At 62.8% G+C, this 24,761-nt stretch carries 23 protein-coding genes; 16 read left to right on the plus strand and 7 right to left on the minus strand.

The window, feature by feature from the left end; translation table 11 throughout:
- Positions 1-2,250: a condensation domain-containing protein gene (locus CYD53_RS23550; protein WP_103720529.1), complete on the plus strand. Its 2,250-nt coding sequence runs from the start codon at positions 1-3 to the stop codon at positions 2,248-2,250.
- 2 nt (positions 2,251-2,252) lie between these two features.
- Here the strand turns inward: CYD53_RS23550 and CYD53_RS23555 are convergent, their stop codons facing one another.
- Complete coding sequence (locus tag CYD53_RS23555) at positions 2,253-2,975, minus strand: 4'-phosphopantetheinyl transferase family protein (RefSeq protein WP_103720530.1); 723 nt, start codon at positions 2,973-2,975, stop codon at positions 2,253-2,255.
- Positions 2,972-4,321, minus strand: coding sequence for a lipopolysaccharide biosynthesis protein (locus CYD53_RS23560; RefSeq protein ID WP_181011994.1), 1,350 nt, complete (start codon positions 4,319-4,321; stop codon positions 2,972-2,974). The genes CYD53_RS23555 and CYD53_RS23560 overlap by 4 nt, the downstream gene beginning before the upstream one ends.
- Before the next feature lie 354 nt (positions 4,322-4,675).
- On the opposite strand from CYD53_RS23560, the gene CYD53_RS23565 reads away from it, so the two are divergent.
- From CYD53_RS23565 to CYD53_RS23605, 9 genes are all read left to right on the plus strand, one after another.
- Complete coding sequence (locus CYD53_RS23565; RefSeq protein ID WP_103720532.1) at positions 4,676-7,537, plus strand: right-handed parallel beta-helix repeat-containing protein; 2,862 nt, start codon at positions 4,676-4,678, stop codon at positions 7,535-7,537.
- A 143-nt stretch (positions 7,538-7,680) separates the two neighbouring features.
- Positions 7,681-8,331, plus strand: coding sequence for a methyltransferase domain-containing protein (locus tag CYD53_RS23570; protein WP_210202417.1), 651 nt, complete (start codon positions 7,681-7,683; stop codon positions 8,329-8,331).
- Between the two features lie 14 nt (positions 8,332-8,345).
- Positions 8,346-9,218 (plus strand): glycosyltransferase family protein, encoded by an 873-nt coding sequence (locus CYD53_RS23575; protein WP_245928394.1) that lies wholly within the window; start codon positions 8,346-8,348, stop codon positions 9,216-9,218.
- Between the two features lie 974 nt (positions 9,219-10,192).
- Positions 10,193-10,750 carry a methanogen output domain 1-containing protein gene (locus CYD53_RS30410; RefSeq protein ID WP_181011995.1) on the plus strand — a complete coding sequence of 186 codons (558 nt, stop codon included), beginning with the start codon at positions 10,193-10,195 and terminating at the stop codon, positions 10,748-10,750.
- The gene (locus tag CYD53_RS23585) at positions 10,725-11,906 is read left to right on the plus strand and encodes a sensor histidine kinase (protein ID WP_181011996.1); all 1,182 of its coding nucleotides are present in this window, start codon (positions 10,725-10,727) and stop codon (positions 11,904-11,906) included. The genes CYD53_RS30410 and CYD53_RS23585 overlap by 26 nt, the downstream gene beginning before the upstream one ends.
- The gene (locus tag CYD53_RS23590; RefSeq protein WP_103720537.1) at positions 11,903-12,565 is read left to right on the plus strand and encodes a response regulator; all 663 of its coding nucleotides are present in this window, start codon (positions 11,903-11,905) and stop codon (positions 12,563-12,565) included. Before CYD53_RS23585 ends, CYD53_RS23590 begins: the two co-directional genes overlap by 4 nt.
- A gap of 267 nt (positions 12,566-12,832) precedes the next feature.
- Entirely contained in the window at positions 12,833-13,552 is a 720-nt protein-coding gene (locus CYD53_RS23595; RefSeq protein WP_103720538.1) for a LuxR C-terminal-related transcriptional regulator, read from the plus strand.
- A 424-nt stretch (positions 13,553-13,976) separates the two neighbouring features.
- Entirely contained in the window at positions 13,977-14,732 is a 756-nt protein-coding gene (locus tag CYD53_RS23600; protein WP_103720539.1) for a LuxR C-terminal-related transcriptional regulator, read from the plus strand.
- 29 nt (positions 14,733-14,761) lie between these two features.
- Positions 14,762-15,574 (plus strand): glycosyltransferase family 2 protein, encoded by an 813-nt coding sequence (locus CYD53_RS23605; RefSeq protein WP_103720540.1) that lies wholly within the window; start codon positions 14,762-14,764, stop codon positions 15,572-15,574.
- Positions 15,575-16,041: 467 nt separating this feature from the next.
- On the opposite strand, the gene CYD53_RS23615 is transcribed toward CYD53_RS23605, so the two are convergent.
- A complete protein-coding gene (locus tag CYD53_RS23615) occupies positions 16,042-16,428 on the minus strand; it encodes a DUF302 domain-containing protein (RefSeq protein WP_103720541.1) in 387 nt (128 codons plus the stop codon).
- Between the two features lie 264 nt (positions 16,429-16,692).
- On the opposite strand from CYD53_RS23615, the gene arsA reads away from it, so the two are divergent.
- From arsA to CYD53_RS30935, 3 genes are read left to right on the plus strand one after another with little or no spacing between them, the layout of a single operon-like run.
- Positions 16,693-18,498, plus strand: coding sequence for an arsenical pump-driving ATPase (gene arsA, locus CYD53_RS23620; RefSeq protein ID WP_103720542.1), 1,806 nt, complete (start codon positions 16,693-16,695; stop codon positions 18,496-18,498).
- 56 nt (positions 18,499-18,554) lie between these two features.
- Entirely contained in the window at positions 18,555-18,839 is a 285-nt protein-coding gene (locus tag CYD53_RS30030) for a hypothetical protein (RefSeq protein WP_146055989.1), read from the plus strand.
- A 3-nt stretch (positions 18,840-18,842) separates the two neighbouring features.
- The gene (locus CYD53_RS30935; protein WP_181011997.1) at positions 18,843-19,142 is read left to right on the plus strand and encodes a hypothetical protein; all 300 of its coding nucleotides are present in this window, start codon (positions 18,843-18,845) and stop codon (positions 19,140-19,142) included.
- 218 nt (positions 19,143-19,360) lie between these two features.
- Here CYD53_RS30935 and CYD53_RS23625 read toward each other — a convergent pair whose 3' ends face one another.
- The 3 genes from CYD53_RS23625 to CYD53_RS23635 form a co-directional block, all read right to left on the minus strand.
- Complete coding sequence (locus CYD53_RS23625) at positions 19,361-19,825, minus strand: cupin domain-containing protein (RefSeq protein WP_103720543.1); 465 nt, start codon at positions 19,823-19,825, stop codon at positions 19,361-19,363.
- Positions 19,826-20,232: 407 nt separating this feature from the next.
- Positions 20,233-21,798, minus strand: coding sequence for a glutamine-hydrolyzing GMP synthase (gene guaA / locus CYD53_RS23630; RefSeq protein WP_103720544.1), 1,566 nt, complete (start codon positions 21,796-21,798; stop codon positions 20,233-20,235).
- Positions 21,799-21,847: 49 nt separating this feature from the next.
- Positions 21,848-23,146 carry an RsmB/NOP family class I SAM-dependent RNA methyltransferase gene (locus tag CYD53_RS23635; protein WP_103720545.1) on the minus strand — a complete coding sequence of 433 codons (1,299 nt, stop codon included), beginning with the start codon at positions 23,144-23,146 and terminating at the stop codon, positions 21,848-21,850.
- Positions 23,147-23,256: 110 nt separating this feature from the next.
- On the opposite strand from CYD53_RS23635, the gene CYD53_RS23640 reads away from it, so the two are divergent.
- Both CYD53_RS23640 and CYD53_RS30420 read left to right on the plus strand, forming a co-directional pair.
- Positions 23,257-23,466 carry a hypothetical protein gene (locus CYD53_RS23640; RefSeq protein WP_103720546.1) on the plus strand — a complete coding sequence of 70 codons (210 nt, stop codon included), beginning with the start codon at positions 23,257-23,259 and terminating at the stop codon, positions 23,464-23,466.
- A gap of 171 nt (positions 23,467-23,637) precedes the next feature.
- Positions 23,638-23,778 (plus strand): hypothetical protein, encoded by a 141-nt coding sequence (locus CYD53_RS30420; RefSeq protein ID WP_175525400.1) that lies wholly within the window; start codon positions 23,638-23,640, stop codon positions 23,776-23,778.
- 22 nt (positions 23,779-23,800) lie between these two features.
- Here the strand turns inward: CYD53_RS30420 and CYD53_RS23645 are convergent, their stop codons facing one another.
- Positions 23,801-24,280, minus strand: coding sequence for an Lrp/AsnC family transcriptional regulator (locus CYD53_RS23645; protein WP_103720547.1), 480 nt, complete (start codon positions 24,278-24,280; stop codon positions 23,801-23,803).
- Between the two features lie 167 nt (positions 24,281-24,447).
- Here CYD53_RS23645 and CYD53_RS23650 point away from each other — a divergent pair, with 167 nt between their 5' ends.
- Positions 24,448-24,702: a DUF6356 family protein gene (locus tag CYD53_RS23650; RefSeq protein WP_245928395.1), complete on the plus strand. Its 255-nt coding sequence runs from the start codon at positions 24,448-24,450 to the stop codon at positions 24,700-24,702.
- Positions 24,703-24,761 lie beyond the last annotated feature (59 nt).

The raw sequence follows: 24,761 nt of genomic DNA on the forward strand, positions 1-24,761 counted from the left end.
ATGGCAAACCAGTTCTCGCGTGATCCCGAAACCAATACTCGCGAACCGGACCGCATCGTGATGACGGCAAGGTGCTCGTCGGCACAGGAGCGCTACTGGCAACTCGACAGCAGAGATCCGGGCACGCCCGCGCTCAACATCGTCGTCAAATGGCGGATACGCGGCCATCTGGACGCAAGCCTGGCGCAGGATGCATTCCAGGCGATCCTGGACCGGCACGAAAGCCTCCGGACGGCCATCCAGATCGTCGATGGACACCCGGTCCAGGCGATCGCGGAACATGTGCCCTTCAAGCTGGTCGAGATCGACCTGTCCGGCCTGCCGGAAGCCGATCGCACCACGGAAGCCGACCGCATCGCACAGGTCGAGGCGCGCACGGGGTTCGACCTGAACGAGGCTCCGCTCCTGCGCGCGACGCTGCTGCGCAAGAGCCGCGCCGACGCCGTGATCCTGGTCATGGCCCACCACATCGTCAGCGACGGTTGGTCGATGGGCATCATCGCCAAGGATTTCGTGTCCATCTATCAGGCGCTCGGCCGCGGCCGCAAACCCGCCCTCCCCGAGCTCACGCTGCAATATTCGGACTTCGCCGAGGGAAGCCATGAGCAGATTTCCGGCGGCGCTCTCGCGGACGAGGAAGCCTATTGGACGCGCAAGCTCGCTGGCGCGCCCGTCGTCGAGATTCCGCCCGATCACCCGCGCCCTCAGACACGCAGCACGAACGGCGCCTCGCTCTCCAGGCTGTTGCCCCGGCCCTTGACCGCGAAGCTCGCCGAGCTGGCGCGCAACGAAGGGGCGACGTTCTTCGCCGCCGCCTATGCCGTGCTGCTGGCGCTGCTGCACCAGCGCACCGGCGCTTCCGATATCGTCCTGAGCACGCAGATGGCAGCCCGCGACGAGGTCGAGCTGGAAGCGATCGTCGGCCCGTTCGTCAACACGCTCGTGCTGCGTACGCAGCTCACGGAGGAACAATGCTTTCTCGACCTTTGCCGCGCCGCTCGCGACACCTTCGAGGAAGCCGTCGACCATCATCAGTGGCCGTTCGACAAGGTCGCCCCGATGCTGCCGACCCATGGGGACGCCAGCAGGGCGCCGGTCTCGGTCAATTTCATCGTGCAGCGCGCCTTCATCGGCGTGCTCGCCAATGACAGCTTTCAGCTGTCGGGAATTCCCTCACCGCTGCCGGGAGCGCTCTACGACCTCAATTTCATCCTGGTCGAGCGTGAGGAAGGCTGGCGCCTGACCTGCGAATATCATCGCGATCTCTATGACGAGGCAACGGCGAGCGAGCTGGTGGCGCGCTATGAGAGCCTTGCCGAAGCCTTGCTCGCCAGCCCGACCGAGCGATTGCCACGTCCGGCCCCGACCTCCCTGCCGATCGCATCCCCGCTTTGGCTTCCCGCAGATCCCGCTCCGCGGCCTGTGATCGATGCCACGGCGCTGCGCCGGACCTGGCTGCAGCAGACCGGCTCGCAACCGCCCCTTTTCGCACTGAATCACACCGCCCAGAATCAGCGCCTGTATCGGCCGCTGGCGCAGGAACTCGGCCCCGATCAGCCCTTTGCCGCCCTGCAACTGCTCGACCCGCTCGTGGACGGCGCGGCGCCGGCCTCGATCGAGCAGCTGGCGGCGGCCTATTGCGATGCGATCATCGCGACCAGAGCCGCGGGTCGATACCGGATCGCCGGTTTCTGCCGGTCCGGTGTGATCGCCTGCGAAGTGGCCAGGCAGCTCGCGGCGAGCGGGCGCGAAGTCGATCTGCTCGTGCTGATCGACTGTTGGGCGCCGGGCTATTTCCTGCAGCAGCCCTACCATGCACGCCTGCTCTTCAAGGCGCGGCGCGCCGGGCGCTTCGCCCGGCGGTTCTGGCGCGCGGGGGCACGCAGCTTCGTGACCCGCATGTCGTTCTGGCTGCAATCGACCGCCGCCATCCGGCGGGCCAAGCGGCTCCTCTTCTGGAGAGCCGCCGACGAAGCTACCGACGAAGCCGATTTCTGGCGCACAACGGACGAGCTCGAGACATTGGTCCAGCGCTATACCCCGCCCAGCTATCACGGCCGCGTTCTGCTCTTCCGCAGCGAAGCGATCCCCGATGGCTGGCCACCCGACCCGGCCCTCGGCTGGACCGGCCGCCTCCCCGCCGACACGCCTTGCTTTGCCCTTCAGGGAGAAGGCCATGAAGGCGCGTTCTCACAAGCCGGTTCGCGGACCATGGCCGAACGCATCATCGAAGCGACGCGCCCCGGCTGATCTCAACGCAGGGTTCCGCTCGCCGGCGCCGGACGCGCCATCCAGATCGCGGACCAGCCGCGATGCCGCGCCGCCAGCGCGCCGCAATAGCCTGGCGCCGGCTGCAGGTCGGCCAGTTGCCAGCGATCAGCCTCAGTCGGATCGGAATGGACCGCCAGAAGCTGCGCCACGAACGGGTCGAGCGAGACTTCGAAGCTTGACGGCGCCGCGTTCAGGCCAATGCCGATCGCCTTCAGACACGCCTCCTTGCGCGTCCAGCAGCGGATGAAGCCTTCGTTGCGGAGCGCGGGCGCGAGCGCCGCGAGCGCCATGATCTCGCCGGGCGCCAGACACCCAGCCGCGACCTCCGCCGAGACCGGTCGAATGCGCTCGATATCCACTCCTACCGCCATCCCGGCCGAGACCGCGACGATGGCGAGTTCGCCGGAATGGCTGAGATTGAAGGCTATGGGCTGCCTCCTGTGCCCGTTCGCAAGGATCGGCTTGCCGAACATCGTCTCGACGAAGCGCAGCTGCGACGCCGAGGCAAGCGTATAGAGAGCCAGAACATGCCGCAGCCAGCTATGCGCCGCAGCGAATGCGAGCCGGGCCTTCGCATCATGGAAGCGGTCGGCACGGGCGCGTTCGTCATCGGACAGGATCCAGTGCCGTTCCTGCGTCTCGGTCCTGCCGAGATCGATATGGCAGCACCAGAGATGCACCTGCGATGACGGGATCGGCATCATGGCAGCGGCACCGCGACCGCCCCGCCGCCGGCAGCGCCAGTGCGCTCATGGGGCTCGCCAGACATCATGCCCGGCACCCGTACGATCAGGATCGTCAGGACGATCACGACGGTCAGCTCCGACAGGAGCGTGACCGCGATCAGACCCGCAACGCCGAAGACGGCCGCAGCCGGATAGACCGCAAGCAGGTTCAAACAGCCCCCAGCGAACGTTGCGAAGAAGATCGGTCGCGTGCGCTCAAGCGCCCGGAACGCACAGCCCAGAGCCTGGGTCATGAGCGCCATCGGGAAGGCGAAGGAATACCAGACGATCACCCAGTCGAATTCGAGTATCTCGCCGCCGTAGAGCCGGTGCAGCAGCCATGGGCCAAACAGGCCGAGGCCTATCACGGCAGAGGCGCCGGTCAGTGTGGCAAACAGCACTGCGCGACCGAGCATACGCCTGAGGCCAGGCAACCCGCCCTCCGCGAAGGCCTGTCCGGCCAGCGGTGGAACAACGTTATCCAGCGCCTCGCGTACGACGTTCAACGCGGCGAGCACGCTCTGGGCCGCCCTCAGCGCGCCAAGTATCTTGGGGCCGAAGAGTCCGGCCGTCACCAGCAGGCCGCTATAGCTGAGCACCCATTGCACCGATCCGGTGAGAACGAGCCAGCGCGCCGATCGCCATTGCCGACCCGTGACCTCGGCGAAGATCTCCGGCTTCCAGCGAAACGGCCCCGACATGCACAGGCCACAGATCGCAGAGATCGTGGCGGCGCCGGCGACGGCCCATAGCGAGGCCGCGACGCTGATCATGCCAGCGTGCCAGAGAGCTGCGAGCGCCCCGAGCTTCAGGGCCTGATTGATCGTATCGATCAGCAGGATGCCTGCCGGCCGACGGCGCGCAAACAGATAACGCCGCAGGAAATCCTGCGTCAGATAGGCGGCTGCCGCGATCGAACCCGGCAATGCGACATCGGCGAGCGGCGGCACCGCACCTGCGGCGAAGGTCAAGGCGGCGAAGATCGCAACGGCAGCGACAGCGACGTAGCCGGCCTGATGCAGGAAGACCACGGTGTAGTAGGCCTGCGCCTCCGCCCCCTCCTCTTTCGCCCCGATGCTCATCATGGGACTGACGATCAGGCCGAGCTGAAGGCTCATGGCGAAATACAGCGCGAGCCAGACCATCGTGTAGAGCCCGAAGGCTTCGAGGCCCAATGCCCGGGCGAGCAGAATGGTCGTCAGGAAATTGCAGGCGCTGGAGAGCGCCTGATCGCCAAAGGACAGCGCCGGGCCGAGTATCGGGCCAAAGCGCGCCTTGACGCCGCGCGGCGCCTGGCCACCCGGCATGTCCTGATCGAGCGCCATGGTCACCCGATCCGCAACTGGCCAGGGGGATGAATTTCCTGCCGACCTTGCCCGCATGCTGCGTTTCGTCCCGCCTCCGCCAGAGCCTCGCGCGAAACTGTGGGGACCGGTCTTTCGCATAAGCCACGCTCTCAACTCTCAGGATCGACCACGGACGACGGCCCGGCCGCATCTCGCCCCAGCAAGCTTACCGTCGTTCCCGCGGCAGCAGCGCTGCGCAAAGGGACTGCTCAGAAGGGGGTGAAGCGCCGCCCCCGCCTGGGTGGCTACCTCCAAATCCCATCCTGCTTCGGAGCGGCCACGCGATACCCTCGCCATCCACCGGCTGGGCGCGGCGCGGAGCGAAGACGGATCATGAAAGCCAGGCCATCAGCCCCGGCGGACGGCGCTGCCGACCGACGGGCTAGCGATCGTTATCTGCCCGTGCTGGCGCTCGGCTTCGCCGGGTATGTCCTGTTCGGGAAGAGCTTCGCCTATCTCGGCCTGCCTCCCCTTTTCATCGGCGAGATCCTGTTCGCGCTCGGCCTGCTGGCCTTCCTTGCCTCGGGCTGCATGACGGTGCTTGTGGCGACAGTGCCGGCCATCAGCGCTGCCCTGCTCATGGCCTGGGTGCTGCTGCGCACGCTGCAGGGCCTGGGAGCCTATGGCATCGATGCGCCGCGAGACGGTGCGGTCGCGCTTTATGCCGGCTTTGCCTTCATCGTTGCTGCGCTGCTGGTGGAGCGCCCGGCCAGGCTCGCGCTGATCGTCGGCTATTTCAGGGTGCACGCCCGCATTCTCATTCCGATCGCCATCGTCTTCTATCTCGTTGCACGGTTTTTCGGCAGCTCGATCCCGAAGCTGCCCGGCCAGGACATAGAGGTCATCTCGGTCCGTTCGGGCGAGCTCGCGGTCCATCTCTGCGGCGCGCTCGTGCTCGTTCTTGTCGGCCTCTGCAGCGTCGGGCGCGTCTGGCTCGTTACCGCTCTCGGCGCGGCCCTGCTGATCGCCAGTCAGAGTCGCGGCGGCATGCTGGCCCTGCTGGCGCCCTTGGTCCTGGCCATGCTGCTGAGCGGTCAGCTGCGCCGTCTGATCATCATCGGCGGCGCCATCGCACTGATCATGGGCCTGGCCTATGCGGCCGATATCGAGATCGACCTGCCGCGAGGTGAGCGGCCGATCAGCGCCCGCGCCCTGGTCGACAATGTCGTGAGCATCGCCGCGCCCAGCGACGCCAACAATCTCGACGGTACAAAGCAATGGCGATTGAACTGGTGGGAAGCCATCCGGAACTACACGTTCCATGGACCCTATTTCTGGTCCGGCAAGGGTTTCGGCGTGAACCTGGCGGAAGCCGACGGGTTCGTGGTCGGCCTCGAACGCGGCGGCCCGCTGCTGCGCAGCCCACACAGCGTCCATATGACTTATCTCGCCCGAAGCGGAGTGCCCGGCCTGACGCTCTGGCTCCTCACCTGCGCCAGCTGGATGGTGGCAATGCTACGCGCGGCGCGCCTGGCCTGGCTGCGAGGCGAAACCGACTGGTCCCGCTATTTCATCTTCCTGTCCTGCTATCTCGCCTCGATCATCATCGATGCTTCCTTCGACGTCGCGTTGGAAGGACCGATGCTGGGCATTCCATTCTGGATCCTGTTCGGGATCGGCCTGGGTTCGCTGATGGTCTACCGCGGCCTGCATGTCATCGCGCCCGCCCGGCTCCGGCGCATGGCGGGCACCGGCGCGCACATCGCCGGCGCGGTTGCGCTGCTGGCGGCGACATGCCTGGGCAGCCCCCGATCCGAAGCTACGGAGCGCGCCCTATGCCCGAGCGGATCGATCCGGGTTCCTGCCGGCACACTCATTCAGGCTCTCGTCGCCAAGGCGGCGCCGGGAACGACATTCTGCCTCGCGCCCGGCCTGTATCGAACCCAGCTCATCGTTCCGAAGGACGGACAGGTCTTCATCGGCCAACCCGGGGCGATCCTGAACGGAGCCGAGCTGGTTACGGATATGCGCCCATCAGGGCCCTTCTGGGTCACCGCAACGCCACACCCAAGTCATCGAGCCTTCGGCACCTGCCTCGCTTCGCGCCCCCGCTGCAACCAGCCGGTGCGCTTCTTCCTCGACGATCAGCCGCTCGAGCCGGTCGCCGCACTTGCAGAGCTGCGAACGGGAACGGTCTTCGACGACCCGGCAACGGGGCGCTCCTACCTCGCCGACGATCCGCGCGGCCGCACCCTGGAGCGGACGCTGCAGCCCTATGCCTTTCGCAATGACGGCGCACGCGGCGTCACCGTCAAAGGCCTGATCGTGGAGAAATATGCCACGCCGGCCCAGCAGGGTGCGATTTTCGGCGATGAGCATCCCCGCGCCACGGCCTGGCTCATCGAAGACAACGAGGTTCGCTTCAACAGCGGGGCGGGAATCGCGACCGGCGACCGGAGCATCGTGCGCGGCAACAAGGTTCATCACAACGGCCAGCTCGGGATCTCGCCCAACGGCGCCGATGTCGTGATCGAAGACAACGAGATCTACGAGAACAACATCTATGGTTTCGACGCGGGCTGGGAGGCTGGCGGCGTCAAGGCTGGTGATGTCGAGCGCCTGACGCTGCGCGGCAATCATGTGCATGACAATTACGGCTCAGGCCTCTGGTGCGATGTCGATTGCCGCGGCGCGCTGATCGAGGGCAATCTCGTCGAGCGGAATTCCGACGCCGGAATCTTCTACGAGATCAGCTTCGACGCCATCATCCGCAACAATATCGTGCGCCTCAACGGGACCGGGCGCGGCGGCCAGCAAGGCAGCTTCTGGGTCTGGGGCGCCGGTATCCAGATCGCGGCCTGCGAGCGGGTGCGCGTCTACGGCAACACGGTCACCGTAAGCGAAGGCAGCACCGGGATCGTGCTCGTCGATCAGGGCCGCGAGCGGCTCGACCAGCCGCCCGCCAGCGCCGGCCGTGCAAAGGCGCTCTACAGGACCGTCGGCAACGCCGTGCACGACAATAAGGTGATCTATGTGGGGCCAACCGGCCTGTCGGGCGGCGCCAGCGATGTCGCGACAGCGAATCCGAATTTCGGGATCATCGAAACGGGCGACAATCACTTCGACCGCAACACCTATGTGCTGCAGCAGGCGACCGAGGCCCCGCTTTTCATTTGGGGGCATGAGCCGCTTTCATATGACGCGTTCCGCACTCTCGGCCAGGAGTCCGATGGACGGATCATCCGGCCGAATTAGCCGCTCCCTGCCGACCTCACCAAAACGGCGTAGTCCGCAAGCTCAATGGGCCTAGTCCTCGAAGACGGGCGCCGCATGATGGATTGCCGCTAGAATCAAACCCCGGATCGGCACGGCCAGCGCGAGGCGAAAGCTCTATGAACATGATCCCGCAATCGTTCCGTCGCGCGCATTTCCGCGAGGAAAGGTTCAAGACCCATATCCGCCCGATCATCGAGAGCGTGATCAGGAAGCAAGGGTCGTGCCGGATTCTCGACATGGGAGGCGACGCCGACTACTGGCGGTTCGACATGCCGGCTTCGGGCGTCGAGATCTGGCTCCTGAACATCGAAGCCAGGGAGCCGTCGCCCGATCCGCGTTTCCATGTCGTCCAGGGCGATGCCCGCAACGTCGCGCAGTTCGAGGATCTGAGCTTCGACTTCGTCCATTCCAATTCGCTGATCGAGCATGTCGGCCGCTGGGGCGACATGAAGCGCGTCGCCGCCGAGATCAGGCGGCTGGCTCCGTGCTACTACGTGCAGACGCCGAATTTCTGGTTCCCGCTGGATCCTCACAGCAACGCCCCGATGTTGCATTGGTTGCCGCAGCCGGTCCAGCGGCGGATGGTGTCGCGCAAGGCGCGTGGCTTCTACGCGAAGGCGACCTCGCTCGACCACGCCATGCAGATCGTAGAAGGCACGTCGATGCTCGACCGGGCACAGATCACGGAGCTCTTTCCGGATGCGCGGGTTCTGACCGAGAACGTCCTGTTCCTTACGAAATCGCTGATCGCGCTCAAAGCCCCGGACAACTGAGCGGGAAGGCCATGATGAGACCCGATGTCGTCTTCCTGTCTCTGGCCAGGAATTGCGCCGCGACCATCCCCTCCTTCCTGGGCCTGCTCGCCGCGCTGCGCGCCGAAGGGCTGACCGTCGTCGCATTCGTCGGCGAGAATGGCTCGCGCGACGGAACCCGGGAGCTGCTTCAACGCGAAGACGCCAATGGGCGGATCGTTCTGGTGCCGACCCCCTTCATGGCGGAGGAGCCGGATCGGCTGAAGCGGATGGCACTCGGTCGCGAGCGGCTCAAGAACGAGTTCGAGGCAGCCGGGCTCGAGCCCCGCTTCGTCTGCGTCCTCGACATTGACAATGTCATCGCCAGCCCCCCCTCGATCGCCGTCCTGCTCGCAGCCGCGGCCAAACTCGAGCGGCCAGGCATCTTCGGCGTTTCAGCCACGTCGCGGCCCCACTATTACGACCTTCTGGCCTTCCAGGATGATCTCCGGTCCTTCGAGACGCTGCTCGAAGAGCTGGCGGGAAGCCGGAGCAACATCTTCGCCTATTACCGGTTTTTTTGCTCGCGGATCTATCCGCACCAGCAGGCGCTCACCGATGATCGCGAGATCGAATGCGCCTCGACCTTCAACGGCCTGTGTCTCTACCGCACCGACGCCTATCGTCTCGGAAGCTATCTCCAGCCTGGCCCCAGTATCTGCGAGCATCTGGTCTTCAACCGCCGCCTCGCGGAGAGGACTGGTGCGAGGATGCTCATCGATCCCGGCCTGATCCTGAACACCCCCATCGACCACTCCCAGCAGAGCTTCCTGCCATTCGCCTGGCGACGGCTTCGTAAGCTTGTCGCCTTATCGCTGCTGCAGACACATCTTTCGCTCAAGACGCTAGGCTCCTCGAGTGCCGGGTGACTGCGAGCAATCGTCCTGCGTCGTCGCGACGGCGCGCAGATCTGGCCGGGATGAGTCCGTGAGCAAGCCATGGATCGCGATGCAAGCGCTCTCGGTCATCACGTTGAAACGCCTGGCTTGCTGCGCGTCGGCACCGCGCGAACCCCAGTTCCTTGCCATGTCCGCTGAACAACGACCTTCGATTACCAAAATTAAGGCCTAAGATTAACCATAATACTCAACACGTAATCGATATTTCTCACGAAACAAATCGATATTCTGTCAAACCGATCGGTTCATCAAAACAATAATTCGATATAATTGAAAGTTATCATACATCAACATATATATCTAGTCATATATTCTCTTATTATACTATTTATTTTCATATTCGAAATAATTTAAAGCGAAAATCAAAAATAAAATACTACATATAAGCGAATCTTATATAGCCACCGCCCCGACTGCCCTGCCAAAAATTGAACCAACAGACTTTGTTCGATTTGGCACTATAGACCAAAATAAATGTATTAATGAACATTATATCGCCTCTGTATTAAAACCTGAGTGAGCTGAACTCAGATTTAAATTATCGAAATCTTTGTCATTCGGCGCCATTTGACATACATCAATGACGCCATGCCGCCGATCTCCTAACGCATCACATGCATGTGATAACACTGATTGATATCTTGCTGACTTGAATGCTATAAGCGTGATCGTCATATAGATTTTAGCTTCAACCATTAGTTGAGCGGAGTGAGAATCGGTTGTATTTCGCGACTCATTCTCACCCCGTGCCAAGGAACACAACAACTTCACCGACTCGATATGGACCGATCTTGGTCAAGATGTAGACACCAATCTACGGGAGAAAAGTCGCCGAAGAGAATAAAATCTCGCAATTCGTGCCTACCTTGTAATCGACCCTGCGCGAACTCCGTTACTCGAACGTCCCTATCCGACCAGTCATCTGCTCAGGAGGGCCAGTCATCGTGCCGCCGATCATTGCCAATGCAACATCGCCCAGCATTGCTTCGCTGGCCATCGATTTCGACCGGCTTCGCCTTTTCGATGCTCTGGTCGCCGACATGGCGGATTTGCTCGAAACCACAGCTGGGGCCGAAGATGCGTGCGCCTATGTCAGCAGCATCGCTGCGCGGCTGGGATCGAACATCGAGAAACAGTATAAAACGGCACTTGGAGTACAGAACTTCAATCGAGAACAGCTTGTTGCGGCGCTGATCGACCTTAACAAACGCGCCGGCGGCGAATTCTTTGTGATCGAAGAAGACGAAGACCATATCGTCCTGGGCAATAGCAAATGCCCCCTCGGACATGCAGTCATCAATCACCCATCCCTCTGCATGCTGACGTCGAACATCTTCGGCGTGATGGCCGCCAACGCGGTCGGCTATGCAGCCGTCGATCTCGAACAGACGATCGCCAGAGGTGCCGCCGCATGCCGCGTCGTGCTTCATCTCAAGCGAACAGAACTGCATCCAGATACGAGGGAATATTTCCGCGATGATGCATCTGCAGCTTCGAACTGAATTAGACTTAGAAACCTTTCTCGAGCCGTCCTTCGTTGCCTGCTCCGACGGAAGCATCCATGCGTGGAATCGTGCAGCGTGCCAGGTTCTCTCTCCCCAAGCTTCGATATCGTCGCTCTTCGACATCTGCTCAAGCCGAGCCGAAGTCCTGCGAGCCTATCTCATTCGTTGCTCAGGCTCCCGTCAGCCATTGATCGAAAAGGTCAGCTTCGAAGGACAAGGCGGCGCTGTCGACTATCGCTGCTTCGGCAGCGCCCTGATTCCGCGACGCCGAAGCCGCCCGGCCCACCTCCTGCTGCGCCTCTTCCCCATGCGAGATGCAAGGTTCGCAGCGCGCGCAGAGTGCATGAAGAGATCAAGGGCCGAGCGCCACTATCGGCTTGCCATGGAGCAATCCAACGAATTGCGCAGCGATCGCCTACGATTGGTCGAGCAATATTGCTTCGTCGCCGAGGCGCTGCGCATTGCGGAAGCGCAGAAGCACGCACTCCAGGACGAGATCAAACATATCCGCGCTGATGAGCGTGAGCGCATTGCCCAGGATCTTCATGACCACGCTGGCCAGGAGATGGCCCTCGTTCTCGTGGAACTGAGACGCATGCGGGACGCCGCCCGCGGCCCGGCGCGAAGCCGCCTCGACGAGCTCGCCGTGCATGTCTCCGAGGTCGGACGTAAAATCCATCATGCCGTCGTCGGCGGCCGGCCGCGGATTGTCGAGGAACTCGGCCTCAGCCGTGCCATCGAGATCACTGCCGTCTGGTTCACGACGGATGGCAGGCTCGACCTCTCCTTCAAGAAGAAGGGAACGGAGCCCGCCTCGCTTTCCGTCGCCCTCGAAAGCAACCTGTACCGGGTCGCCCAGGAGGCGCTGACGAACGCGCTCAAGCACGCGCTCGGCGCACAGAAGATCGATATCGTCTTGGATTTCAACTGCAGCTCGGTCTCGCTCACGATCGCCGATGATGGCATCGGCTTGTCGACGGAAACGCAGCCGCAGGGGGAATTCGGCAGTTCGGGCATCGGGCTTCGCGGGATGCAGCAACGCATGAACAGCATTGGCGGAACGCTGCAGATCGGCCCGCGTTTCGGCAAGGGCACAATCGTGACGGCAGTCGCGCCATTGAAGCCCGAACCGCAGCAGGGTGCCCCGCCATGACGGCGCGTATCATACTGGTCGACGATCATCCCATCATCCTGACCGGTCTACGGACGCTCGTACTTGGCCTGCCGGATCTCGAATTCGTGGGGCAAGCCACCTCCGCCTCTCAGGCACTCACACTCGTCCGCGACCAAAACCCCGACATCGTCATCCTCGATATGGGTCTGCCGGGCATGAGCGGCCTCGTGTTGGCCGAGCGCATTCTTGAAAGCGCTCCCGCGACCCTGATCGTGATGCTGACGCATTACGAAGAGCCGAGCTATGTCCAGAAGGCGCTGAGGACAGGCATTCGCGGCTACGTCCTCAAGACTTCGCCAAGCGACAAGGTCACCCAGGCCATCAGAACGGTGCTGAGCGGCGGTGTCTACATCGATTCCGAGCTGGAAGAGTTCCGCTCTGAATGGATTCGCAAGCTTTCCCAAACTTCCGGCCCAGCCCCTGCCCCCGTACCCAACGGCACATTGACCTCGCGCGAGCTGCAGGTCCTGCGCCTCGCAGCCGTTGGTCATTCCAATAAGGAGATCGCCCGGCGCGTCGGCATCGGGATCAAATCGGTCGAAACCTATCGCTACAGGGCCTGCAAGAAGCTGATGCTGCATTCGCGCCTCGACATCATCAGATATGGCGCCAGCCATGGCTGGATTCTCGATGTCTGATGGCACGGATTAAGCCGTCAGGGCTTGGAGTCGGCGCATTCAGACCTGTGCGGAGTACTCAGTCTGGCATCGTCGAAAATGAAGACCACGCATAATGCAGCGCCGTCTCCAGAAGGGCATGGCGACTTGCAAGGCCGTTCCCGCTACCACAAGGCATAGGGAACTGGGAGGCTTGGCCGCGACGGCCGCCTGCAACCGAGCGGAAGCTGCGTCAAGACCTGCCGCGCCTCCTAACTGCAAAGGGCGACCGGAGCGGCGGCAAGAACCATGGTCAGGATTCTCGTTGCCGATGAACACGCACTCTACCGCACGGGTTTGCGCGTCGTCCTGCTGGCTGCGCTGCCGGACGCCGAATTTCTGGAGGCTACCGATCTCGACAGCCTGATGCGCAACCTGATGGAAGAACCGCACATCCATCTCGCGCTCGTCGGCATGAGCTTGATCGGTTCGGCGGGTCCCAACATCATCTGGGACTTCAAGCGCGCCTCTGCGCTGACCCGCTATGTCGTCATCTCGACCGACGCTAGCTTCGACCAGGTTCTCCACTATATCGCCGAAGGCTTCCATGGTTTCATTTCAACCCTGCAGCGGGACGACGAGATCGTGGAATCGGTCCGGGATGTCCTTGCCGGGCGCCTCTCGATCCCCCGCGACCTGACTCCGTTCAGCTCGGCCTCGGAAAACTCGCGTCCTCGCGGGGGTCTACAACGACGCTCCGGCTTGCAGCAGAGCACGCTCGGGCTGACGCCGCGACAGAAAGATGTCCTGACGCTCCTGGCGGAGGGGCTTTCGAACCGCGAAATCGCCCAGGCGCTCCACATCGCAGAACCAACCACGAAGATCCATGTCTCAGGAGTGATGCGTGTTCTCAACGTTCGGAATCGGACGGAGGCCGCTGTCCTCGCCAGAGATATGATCCGAACCTCTGAAATCGATCCAGAAGCTCGACGCAAGCCGCGCCAAGGCAGGACCAAGCCTCGGCAATAGAGACGGATCGATACTAATAGTCGGCTTCCACTTTTCGCATTCTGCTCGAGATCCGCATGATGTCAGCTGGGATCACCAAGTGCTTCCAGCTGAAATCTGAATCCGTCTCTCGTCCCAGAATTTGATCTGCATCAATGCAAAAAAATCGGCTGCCCTTTTTCCGTACCTGCTCTTGCCATGCTCCCCTCTTGTAAGGGTTGTCCTTACGAGGATCGTACTTTCCTGACAAGACGAGCGCATCCAAATGAACTAATTATTAACGATGACATTCTGGTTCAGATGCCATTTTGCGCCAATCTAACGCTCCGATTGATTAGCGGATGCGAATCCTGTCCTGGAATGCCTCGAACAGATTAGTGGAAACGCCGTAGTCGTATTAGATTCTTGTCGTATCAGTTTTTGTGTCGTGTAATGGGGGAATGCGATGTCTGAGCTCATCGAGACCGCTGTACTGAGTGATAACGCACTCCTCCGGGAAGGTATTACACAACTACTGAACGGCGCGCGCTTCCGGGTCAGTCAGAGAAGCGCGAGCCTCGATCTTCACAGGCACGAGCATGGTCAGAAATCGCCTGACCTCTTCATCGTGGTGATCGACGACATGTCCTGCTCCATCGTCGGCGACATCAAGAGGCAGTTCAAGAGCGCCAAGATCGTGGCCCTTGCCCTTCGCGGCAGCCGCGAATTGATGCACCGCGCCGTGCAACTGGGAGCGGTTGGCTATCTCGTCGAGTCCGTCTCTGCGCATGACCTCATCATGTCTCTCGAGGTCGTCATCGCAAATGGAGCCGTCTTTCCGCCCGAACTTCTGTCACAGCTCTCGGAAGTCGCTGTCGCGCCGCAGCGCCTTCTCCAGGGCGCGCAACGCCGGGCCGACGGCTCTCCGTTCTCGGGCCTTTCCGGCCGGGAGGTCAGCATTCTCGAAGGGCTCATGCTGGGTGAATCCAACAAGGTGATCGCGCGCAAACTCGAGATCGCCGAAGCGACCGTGAAGGTTCACGTCAAGGCTATCCTGCGCAAGCTGCGTGTCAGGAACCGCACCCAGGCAGCCATGTGGGCCATGCAGAACGCGGCAAACCAGATTCCGGTCGTGGCGGAGGACGATGCGGCAGATGAGGAGAAGACCTTGCCGATGATCGCCGCAAGACCGGAAGCGGCCGCTTCGCCCCGGCTCTCGTAACCGATCGGTCGTGACGATAGGGCAATTCCATGATCGTGACAGTCGTGACCCCGACGCTGAACGCCGTCGAGTATCTCAAGGAATGCATCGAGTCGGCTCGCGCGAATGCGGCTGACGACATCAATATCGAGCATGTCATCGTCGACGGCGGCAGCAGCGACGGAACCGTCGAACTCGCGCGCAGCTTTGGGCTGCGCGTGCTCCAGGGCAAGGACAGCGGCATCTTCGACGCGATCAACAAGGGGTCCTTCGACTCTTCCGGTGAGCTCTTGGGCTTTCTTGGCGCCGATGACGTGATGCTCGAAGGCGCCGCCGCCGCGGTGGTGAAGGCTTACCGTGAAAGTCGCAGGCGCTGGGTCGTCGGAGCCATCAGATGGACCGATGCGAAGGGGCACGACCTCGGTGGGCTCGCAGCCCCTCCGAACTGGGTGACGCCAGCAATGCTCGCCAGCCTGGGCTGGAACCCCATCATGCACATGGCGACCTATTTCTCGCGGAGTTTCTTCGAGGAACTTGGCGGGTTCGACATCACCTACAAGGACGCCGGCGACTACGAGATGTTCTGCCGCGCCCTGGCAAAGGAGCCCTATGGCCGGATCGACCGGCCGATCGCCTGCTTCCGGCGAACCGGACAGAACAACAGCGCGATCAATGGCAGCCGGACCGCGGCCGAATGCGCAAGAATACTGGCACAGCATGGGCCTTCCTCGAACGCGCAGCGTCTATTCTGGCGCTTTCTGCTGAAGGCCTATTTCAACCTCGGCAATCCCGACTGGTTGTTGTCGAAGCTGGCGGATTCCACGCGAACCACGCTGAAGCTCCAGCCCAAAGCCCATTTCTGACGCTTCGAAAGGCGCGGACGATCGCACTCGCCGATCAGAGCGCAGCGCCGTTCAGCCGCGAATATGACGGCGCGACACGAGGATAGCGCCGGGCTAGGCTCGTCGGGAGCTACAGCGGGCACGCAAGACTTCCCAGCATCGCGACGCTTCCACCGCTTCCCGGCAGGAGCATCACGCCAGCCGTACGGGCCCGCCATCGAGCGCCAACGCTTCGCTGTATGTGTCGAGTTCGGCTGAGACGTCGAGAAAGTGTTTCCCGGCGCGGATCGAGGCGGACATCAGAGGTTCGGCCGTGTTCATGAACCGCCCAGCGGCGAGCAATCGCAAGCCATTTCCACGACCAGCACGAGGCACCCATCTCCGCGGCCATTGGCGGCCTAAAGCGGCGCGAGTCCGATGAAAGTGAGGAGCACAAGGGTTGCCTGGACGACACGCGAAAAAGCCAATGTTCTTCATTTCAAGAAGGCTCAGAGGCTATCGATCACCTTACGCAACTTTCCCTGCACTTTCGCGGCGGCCTCCTTCAGTCGAGGATTATCAATCGCCGCCATTGACGCCACCGGATCGATCGCCGCGACTTCCACGCTGCCGGGTTGAATTTCCTGCACGACAACATTGCAAGGCAGCATCGTTCCAACCTTGTCCTCAAGCTGCAATGCCTCGTGGGCAAGCGCGGGATTGCAGGCACCCAGGATTCGGTAGTTTCGGAAATCGACGTTGACCTTCTTCTTGAGCGTATCCTTGACATCAATCTCGGTGATGATGCCGAAACCCTCTTGCTTCAATGCTTCGGTCGTACGGTGAACCGCATCGTCGAAGCCTGTCGTCAGCGTCTTCGCAAAATAATAGCTCATAGTTCGTCTCCAATGCTGCAAGACGTGCGGGCTGCTACCAAAGAGGGAGCGCACGAGCGCGACGATGCTGACGAGTGCAGGGACTGCAAGAGCGAGGATGCCGTGGAAGGGTATCCACCTTGACTTCACATTTGTGCATTCCGCCACGACCGGCTGGACGGCACATTGACCTGAATCAAGCGGGATCGAAGGCTGGAGCCGCTATGATTTGATGTCGGCAGGGAACGGACAAGTTTCCTGCCCTCACCACGGATCAGAGCCACGATGAACGAGAAAGCCGCGGTCCATCTCCCAGGTTTTCTGGACAGTCCAACCCGCTACCTGTTCTTCACCGGCAAGGGCGGCGTGGGCAAGACGTCGGTGGCTTGCGCCACCGCCTTGGCGTTGGCCGACGTCGGCAGGTCGGTACTCCTGGTCAGTACCGATCCCGCCTCCAATCTCGACGAGATCCTGGGCGTGCCCTTGGGGAATTCGCCGATCGCGGTCCCCGGCGCGAAGGGACTGGAGGTGCTCAACATCGACCCCGTCGCCGCCGCTGAATCGTATCGTCAGCGGGTCCTGGCGCAGATGGAGCCGGACACGATCGATCAGGATCGAGACGCGGTTCGAGAGCAGCTATCGGGCGCCTGTACGACCGAAATCGCGGCTTTTGACGAATTCGTCGGCCGTCTGGCCGACAACAGTGGTGCCTATGATCATGTGATCTTCGACACCGCGCCGACCGGGCATACGCTTCGGCTCCTCAGCCTGCCGAAGGCCTGGAGCGGCTTTCTAGAGGTCAATGAGCAAGGCGCTTCATGCCTGGGGCCGCATTCCGGCTTGAAAAGCCGGGAGGAGCGCTTCAAGGCCGCGATGACGGCACTGTGCAATCCTGCCGCCACGACCGTCATTCTCGTGACGCGCCCGGAAACCAGCGCGATCGCGGAGGCCGCCCGAACCGCGACCGAGCTTCGCGCGCTCAGCCTCGCGAACCAGCGTCTGGTGATCAATGGCGTGTTTCACGCCGCTATCCCCTCCGATCCCGTCGCGGCTTCGTTGGAGGAACAGGGCGAGCAGGCACTCGCGCAAATGCCACCTTCTCTTCGGGAGCTGCCGCGCGACGATATTCCATTGCGGCCTTTCGAAATGATGGGGCTGGAAGCCTTGCGCACGCTGCTTCGTCCCACTCGGGCGACGGCGAACACGCTATCCACCACCGTAGCCTTCGCCGACGACCTTCCTGCCCTCGATGGGCTGATCGACCTTCTTGCCGCGGACGGAAAGGGCCTGATCATGGTCATGGGCAAAGGTGGCGTCGGCAAAACGACCATCGCTGCCGCCATTGCTCTGGGTCTGGTCCAGCGCGGCCACACAGTGCATCTCAGCACGACAGATCCCGCGGCCCATTTGGCAACGACGCTTATGGGCGAGGCCCCGGGCTTGCGCGTCGACAGAATCGATCCGAAGGCAGAAACCGAGCGCTATATCGCCAAGATCATGGATCAGCGCGGCAGCAAACTCGATGAGCAGGGGCAGGCCCTGCTGCGCGAAGACTTGGCTTCGCCCTGCACGGAGGAAGTCGCGGTCTTCCATGCCTTCTCTCATATCGTCGCGGAGGCGCGCAGCGCGTTTGTCGTGCTCGACACCGCGCCGACAGGACATAGCCTGCTCCTCATGGATGCCACAGGCGCCTATCACCGGCAGATGACGCGACAATCGGCTTCGAACAAGTCCACAGGCCGGATCATCACGCCGTTGATGCGTCTGCAGGATCCGAACTACACGCGCATCCTGCTGGTCACGCTGGCCGAAACCACGCCGGTCTCCCAGGCCAGTGCTCTGCAGGAGGACCTTCGACGCGCGAATATCGAGCCCTACGCCTGGATCATCAACAAGAGCCTGCTGGCCGCCGGCACACGCGACAGCCTGCTTCAACAGCGATTGGTGGGGGAACGCAGGCAGATCGAGCGCGTACGAGAGGCGATGGCAAAGAGGCTGTTCTTCGTGCCATGGCAGGCTTCCCCGCCGATCGGCGTGCCGGCGCTTCAGGCGCTGGCCCATGACCGCGCCCGGACGGTATCGACCGTGTAAGCTCATGACCGCCGCGGTCCGCATGTGCCGCAGGCTCCACCCCATGACACGGATCAATGCAACTTCGCTTCATTTGGTATCACCGAAACGAAGGCGCTCACCTCTGGTTTGGCAAGAAGGAACAGCCAGATGTCGAAGCTCGAAGCGATCCTCTGCGCGCCAGTCCGCTCTGCCCGCGCCAGCTATGGCGCCCCATGAATGGCGAAACGCCATCGACAGCCCCTCCGATGGGCCTGAGCGAAAGGGAGGCGCAGGCCCGCGTGAAGCGCGAAGGATTCAAAGAATTGACGCGCGATGACGGGCGTACTGCCATTTGCATCGTCCTTGAAGTGCTGCGGTAACCAATGCTGGCGCTGCTGCTCAGCGGCGGAGTCATCGACCTCGCGCTCGGCGATCTTCGGAGAGCGCTAATTCTAACGGTCTTCGCCCTGGCATCGACTGTGATCACGGTCGCGCCAGAAACCCGCACCAAACGTGCGCTGGAAGCGCTGCGCGATCCCACGAGTCCGCGCGCGCTCGTAATCCGTACGGCACGCGCAAGCGCATTTGCGGGGATCGTTGCTGACGGGCGTGTCGGTCCCGCTGTGCAAGCCGGCGCGCACGGCTTCCGTTCCCGACGCTCCGGCGCGACGCGGCGGCGATGATCTTCCGCAGGTTTTCCGGCGCCTTGATGGTTCGCTGCACGCGCGTCGCCGAAATGACCGCGACGGGGCGCGCAGCGAGATCGTGGAAACGTTTACTCCGCCTTTCACGCGTTCAACGATATCAGGCACTAAGGTTGTCAATGACGGCTTGGGGTCAAAAACCGACCGGACGGCCTTGAAATGCGACAGCTATACCCCTGAAGCAACTCTTTGCGACGTCACCCGTGCTTGTCGGGTGCATGCTTTGGCTGCACTGACCAGGTCGCCGGCTCGTCGTCTTTATCTGCTTCGGCCGCCGCGGCCGTCGCCTGCACCTTGCCGGGCTTGTGGTGAGCCGGCGCATAGATCGTATAAATCTGCATGGGAGACGCGCCTATATTGGTGATATTGTGCCAAGTCCCCGCCGGAACCAGCACACACCAACCGTCCGAGACTTCCTTTTCAAAGGTCAGTTTGTCCTTCGCGGCTCCCATCTGCACCCGGCCACGGCCAGCGTCGAGGCGCAAAAACTGATCCGTCTCTGGATGTTCCTCAAGGCCAATATCGCCGCCGACGGGGATCGACATCAGCGTCACTTGCAGATAGCGCCCGCTCCAAGCGACGGAGCGATAATCTGTGTTTTCCTTCGTCGCGCGTTCAATGTCGAACGATTGCGGCTTCGGACCAATGTCATTGATCGCCATTTTAGCCTCCATTCTGACTGCACCACGATAATGCGCGCACTGAGTGCGTCGATAGCAGGGCTTCGCGGCGAACCCATTGCGACAGATCAAGGGAGCCAAAAGGCGAATGTCAGATGCGGGCTGATCACATCCATTTTGGCATTGTCGTCAGCATTGTGAACTGGCTTAATTGGCTGTCACGTCCTGCGATCGAGATTAGGCGCTAGGCAGACAAGTTATTGTGCGCGCTATTCTAGGATAGAACGCCCCGCTCTCCAACGCGACTTTACATCACCCCGAAACTGAACGCAGAGCGAGCTCGGGAGACAGACAGCGCCAGCTCTGCGGAGTAAGACAGGGACTGCAACGGCATGGCGCGATGGCGAAAATCGCCGCCGGAGCTACGGTGTTGCTGTCCTTTGCCCCCTTCACTCCCACTCGATCGTGCCGGGCGGCTTGCTGGTCACGTCGTAGACGACGCGGTTGATGCCCTTGACCTCGTTGATGATGCGGGTCGCGGTGCGGCCGAGGAAGGCCATGTCGTAGGGGTAGAAATCGGCCGTCATGCCGTCGACCGAGGTCACGGCGCGCAGCGCCAGCACGTGGTCATAGGTGCGGTAGTCGCCCATCACGCCGACGGTGCGCACCGGCAGCAGCACGGCGAAAGCCTGCCAGATCACGTCGTAGAGCCCGGCCTTGCGGATCTCGTCGAGATAGATCGCATCGGCCTTGCGCAGGATGTCGAGCTTCTCCTTGGTGATCTCGCCGGGGCAGCGGATGGCGAGGCCCGGCCCCGGGAAGGGATGGCGGCCGACGAAGGCTTCTGGCAGGCCAAGTTCACGGCCGAGCACGCGGACCTCGTCCTTGAAGAGCTCGCGCAACGGCTCGACGAGCTTCATCTTCATGCGCTCGGGCAGGCCGCCGACATTGTGGTGCGACTTGATCGTCACGGACGGACCGCCTGAGAACGAGACGCTTTCGATCACGTCGGGATAAAGCGTGCCCTGGGCCAGGAAGTCGGCGCCGCCGAGCTTCTTCGCTTCCTCGTCGAAGACCTCGATGAAGAGCCGGCCGATGGTCTTGCGCTTGGCCTCCGGATCAGCGCCGCATTTGGCGAGCTCGGAGAGGAAAAGCGCTTCGGCTTCAACATGAACGAGGGGGATGTTGTAGCTGTCGCGGAACAGGCGCACGACCTCTTCGGCCTCGTTCATCCGCATCAGGCCGTGGTCGACGAAAACGCAGGTGAGCTGATCGCCGATCGCCTCATGGATCAGCACGGCCGCAACCGCCGAGTCGACGCCGCCGGAGAGGCCGCAGATGACGCGGCCCTTGCCGACCTGTGCCTTGATCTTGGCGATGGTCTCGGCGCGATAGGCCGCCATGCTCCAGTCCGGGACGCAGCCGCAGATGGTCACGACGAAGTTGCGCAGCAGCTTGCCGCCATCGGGCGTATGCACCACCTCCGGGTGGAACATGGTCGAGTAGAAGCGCCGCTCCTCGTCGCTCGCCACCGCATAGGGCGCGTTCTCCGAGGTCGCCTTGACCGAGAAGCCGGCGGGCAGCTGCGTGACGCGGTCGCCATGGCTCATCCAGACGGGGTAGCGACCGCCCTCCTCCCAGATGCCCTCGAACAGCGCCGAAGGCGTGACGATCTCGACATCGGCGCGGCCGAACTCGGCGGCGTGGCCGCTCTCGACCTTGCCGCCGAGCTGATGCGCCATGGTCTGCTGGCCATAGCAGATGCCGAGCACCGGCAGGCCAGTCGAGAATACCTCCTGCGGCGCGCGGGGCGAGCCCTCATCCGGCACGGAGGCCGGGCCGCCCGAGAAGATCACGCCCTTGGGCTTGAGCCGCTGGAAGGCCTCGGATGCCGACTGGAATGGCGCGATCTCGCAATAGACGCCGATCTCGCGCACGCGTCGCGCGATCAGCTGCGTCACCTGGCTGCCGAAGTCGATGATGAGAATGGAGTCGTGGATTTTTTCGCTCGTCATCGCGTTCGGTTAATGGATCGCGCGCGAGCGTGCAACGGCCTGTTGGCTTTCAGGCAATGCGTTGCGTGCAAGCCAGGTAGAATCCGTCCGTCCCGGTGCGGCGTGGCGAGAGCTGCAGACCGAATTCCGTGGCGAAACGGCCGAGCAAACCAAAATCGCCCTCGCTCGAGGCCAGCACTTCGGCAAGCGGCACCGCCGCAAAACCGGCATGCCGCGCGAGGAAAGCCGCGATGGCCTCGTCATTCTCGTCCGGCAGCATCGAGCAGGTGACATAGGCGATGCGTCCGCCCGGTTTCACCAGCCGCGCCGCGCGGGCCAGAACCTCGGCCTGGTCCTTGATGCGCTCGGCCAAAGCGCCCGGCCGCACGCGCCATTTCGCATCAGGATTGCGCCGCCAGGTGCCGGAGCCCGTACAGGGCGCATCGACCAAGGCGAGATCGACCTCGCCCGCGAGGTCGATCAGGGGCTCATGACCGCGGCTGCGCGGAATGCGGATCTCGACATTGGTGGCGCCCGAGCGCGCCAGCCGCTCATGCAGCGGCGCAAGCCTGCGGCTGTCCAGATCGGTCGCGAACAGACGCCCCTGATTGCCCATCAGCGCGGCGAGCGCCAGCGTCTTGCCGCCGGCCCCGGCGCAGAGATCGATCACGGTCTGGCCCGGCCGCACGCCGGCCAGCAAGGTGACGAGCTGCGAGCCCTCGTCCTGGATCTCGAAGCCGCCCGCGAAGAAGGACGGCTCTGCCTGCAATGACGGCCCGCGTCCGTCATGGCCGGGCTGGAAGCGCAGCGCATCGGGCGACCAGGCGCCGGGCTCGGGCGAGGCATGGGCCAGATCCACCATCAGCGCCTCGCGGCTCGATTTCAGGCGATTGGCGCGGATGTCGATCGGCGCGCGACCGGCCAGCGCCTGGCCCTCGCTCACCGCCTCGGTGCCGAAGCCCGCGGCGAAAGCCGGCCACAGCCATTCCGGGACGTCGGCGTGGATCCAGTCGGGCGCGCCATCGAGCGAGAAGGCGGCGAGCCTTGCCTGTTCCTCGGCGTCGAGCGGCATGGGCGCGTGATTCTCGCCAGAGCAGAGCAGCGCGATCTCCTCGGCGCTGAGGCCGCGCAGGCCGGCGAGCATGCCGAGCACCAGCGCGCGCGGTGTTTCCGCCGCCATGGCGAAGGCCGAGGACGCCCTGCGGCGCAGCGCGTCATAGACGAGCGAGGCGATCGCGGCACGGTCCTTGGAGCCGGCGAAACGCCGTGAAAGACCCCAATCCTTCAGCGCGTCGGAGGCTGGGCGGCGGCGCTGGATGAGGTCGTCCAGCACCTCGATGGCGGCGCTGATGCGGGCGGCGGGCGTCATATTTCGGGTCCGTGTCGTGCCGTCATGCGCGACACAAATTCGACGCCGTGATGGCACAATTAATCGGCGGGGGCGAGACCGGCGACGCCGGTATCTCATGAGGTACGTTCATGATCCGCATCATCCCTATCACAATCCTGACCGCTTTGGCCTTGTCACTGGCAGGGTGCATCGAGAGCGATGGCTTCCAAGCCAGCATGGGCTCGAATCCGGTATTCATGAGCACGTCGAAAGCGCAAGGCCAGCCTCTGGCGACACCGCTGAAGCCTTCGGCCAGCTCACCGGATTCGACCATCCGGATGGAGAACCGGACCTTCTAGCCAAGCCGGCCGGCACGTCCCAGGGGGCGCCCTGCCGCCGGTGCGGCATCGACGGCTGGCCCCCTTCCCGCACGTGTTTGTGACTGGTCCAAGCGTAAGACAGCTTGCTTGACGAGGCGTCAGCATCGGCGGAAAGAAGAAGCGATCCGCTCACACCGAATGGAACTGCCGATGATCCGCCTCAGCCGCCTCACCCTTGCTGCGCTCATGACGCTGGCGCTCGCCGCCTGCGCCACCACGCCGCCGCCGGATTTGACGCCGCCGGCCAAGAAGCGCCTCGACGCCAAGACGACACTCGAGAACCGCTACTGACGACTGCCGACCGAAGTGCCGCTCAGGCGTAGCCGAGCGGCACTTCGGTCGTGTCCTTGATTTCCTCCATGACGAAGCTCGCCGCGACATCGACCATGTCGATGCGGGCGATGAGACGTTGATAGAGCCTGTCATAGGCCGCGACGTCCGGCACGCGAGCCCGCAGAATGTAGTCGACCTCGCCCGAGGTGCGATAGGCGCCGACGATCTCCGGCAAGGCCCTGACCGTATCCCGGAACGCCTCCGCCCATTTGGCGCTGTGTTGGCTCGTCCGGATCCGGATCAGCACAGTCAGCCCGGCATTGACCTTCGACGCCTCGACCAGCGCGACGCGGGCGCGGATGACGCCAGCTTCCTCCAGTAGCTTGATCCTGCGCCAGCAGGCATTGCGCGAAAGATTCACCAGCGCGGCAAGATCCTCGATGCTGCGGGTCGAATCGCGCTGCAACTCACGCAGGATGGCGAGATCGAACGGGTCGAGGCTCTGGCCTTGGGACGCCATACTGAATTCTGCCCTCCAATGGGGATATGATCCCGATATCCTGGATTTTTTTCTGATAATTGGGAAGCGATCTTCCTGCCGTATGGGCACTCTTTCGGCAGATGGAGCTGGATGCGAAACGATGGAAACCGGTTTTCGCACTCATCCGGCTCTGGGGGGAGAACGCGATGCCACAACCCAGCCTGGTCAGACTCTTCACGCAGCATCCCGAGACGGTCGGCGAGAGCTATGGCGAGCATTTCGGCGTCGCCATGCGCTATTCCGGGCGCATGTTCGCGGCCTCGTTTTGTGCCTTCGTCCATGCCTTCCTGCCCTTCTGCTTCGAGAAGACCGCCAGCACCATGGCGCGCCGGATGGTCGCCGACATGGATCGCCGCAGCGCCCATCCTGCAGGTCCAGTGCAGGCGGCTCCGGCGGAATAGACTCGGCACGGCGACTTCACCGGCCTGTCACATCGTCCGATCATGGTCGCGCCAACGAT

The organism is Allobosea psychrotolerans (genome assembly GCF_002917105.1).
Lineage (GTDB): Bacteria > Pseudomonadota > Alphaproteobacteria > Rhizobiales > Beijerinckiaceae > Allobosea > Allobosea psychrotolerans.

Excerpts from the sequence above, each read along its gene's own strand:
- CYD53_RS23550 (WP_103720529.1), top strand. The coding sequence starts at position 1 with ATGGCAAACCAGTTCTCGCGTGATCCCGAAACCAATACTCGCGAACCG.
- CYD53_RS23555 (WP_103720530.1), bottom strand. The coding sequence starts at position 2,975 with ATGATGCCGATCCCGTCATCGCAGGTGCATCTCTGGTGCTGCCATATC.
- CYD53_RS23560 (WP_181011994.1), bottom strand. The coding sequence starts at position 4,321 with ATGGCGCTCGATCAGGACATGCCGGGTGGCCAGGCGCCGCGCGGCGTC.
- CYD53_RS23565 (WP_103720532.1), top strand. The coding sequence starts at position 4,676 with ATGAAAGCCAGGCCATCAGCCCCGGCGGACGGCGCTGCCGACCGACGG.
- CYD53_RS23570 (WP_210202417.1), top strand. The coding sequence starts at position 7,681 with ATGATCCCGCAATCGTTCCGTCGCGCGCATTTCCGCGAGGAAAGGTTC.
- CYD53_RS23575 (WP_245928394.1), top strand. The coding sequence starts at position 8,346 with ATGAGACCCGATGTCGTCTTCCTGTCTCTGGCCAGGAATTGCGCCGCG.
- CYD53_RS23585 (WP_181011996.1), top strand. The coding sequence starts at position 10,725 with ATGATGCATCTGCAGCTTCGAACTGAATTAGACTTAGAAACCTTTCTC.
- CYD53_RS23590 (WP_103720537.1), top strand. The coding sequence starts at position 11,903 with ATGACGGCGCGTATCATACTGGTCGACGATCATCCCATCATCCTGACC.
- CYD53_RS23595 (WP_103720538.1), top strand. The coding sequence starts at position 12,833 with ATGGTCAGGATTCTCGTTGCCGATGAACACGCACTCTACCGCACGGGT.
- CYD53_RS23600 (WP_103720539.1), top strand. The coding sequence starts at position 13,977 with ATGTCTGAGCTCATCGAGACCGCTGTACTGAGTGATAACGCACTCCTC.
- CYD53_RS23605 (WP_103720540.1), top strand. The coding sequence starts at position 14,762 with ATGATCGTGACAGTCGTGACCCCGACGCTGAACGCCGTCGAGTATCTC.
- CYD53_RS23615 (WP_103720541.1), bottom strand. The coding sequence starts at position 16,428 with ATGAGCTATTATTTTGCGAAGACGCTGACGACAGGCTTCGACGATGCG.
- arsA (WP_103720542.1), top strand. The coding sequence starts at position 16,693 with ATGAACGAGAAAGCCGCGGTCCATCTCCCAGGTTTTCTGGACAGTCCA.
- CYD53_RS30030 (WP_146055989.1), top strand. The coding sequence starts at position 18,555 with ATGCAACTTCGCTTCATTTGGTATCACCGAAACGAAGGCGCTCACCTC.
- CYD53_RS30935 (WP_181011997.1), top strand. The coding sequence starts at position 18,843 with ATGCTGGCGCTGCTGCTCAGCGGCGGAGTCATCGACCTCGCGCTCGGC.
- CYD53_RS23625 (WP_103720543.1), bottom strand. The coding sequence starts at position 19,825 with ATGGCGATCAATGACATTGGTCCGAAGCCGCAATCGTTCGACATTGAA.
- guaA (WP_103720544.1), bottom strand. The coding sequence starts at position 21,798 with ATGACGAGCGAAAAAATCCACGACTCCATTCTCATCATCGACTTCGGC.
- CYD53_RS23635 (WP_103720545.1), bottom strand. The coding sequence starts at position 23,146 with ATGACGCCCGCCGCCCGCATCAGCGCCGCCATCGAGGTGCTGGACGAC.
- CYD53_RS23640 (WP_103720546.1), top strand. The coding sequence starts at position 23,257 with ATGATCCGCATCATCCCTATCACAATCCTGACCGCTTTGGCCTTGTCA.
- CYD53_RS30420 (WP_175525400.1), top strand. The coding sequence starts at position 23,638 with ATGATCCGCCTCAGCCGCCTCACCCTTGCTGCGCTCATGACGCTGGCG.
- CYD53_RS23645 (WP_103720547.1), bottom strand. The coding sequence starts at position 24,280 with ATGGCGTCCCAAGGCCAGAGCCTCGACCCGTTCGATCTCGCCATCCTG.
- CYD53_RS23650 (WP_245928395.1), top strand. The coding sequence starts at position 24,448 with ATGCCACAACCCAGCCTGGTCAGACTCTTCACGCAGCATCCCGAGACG.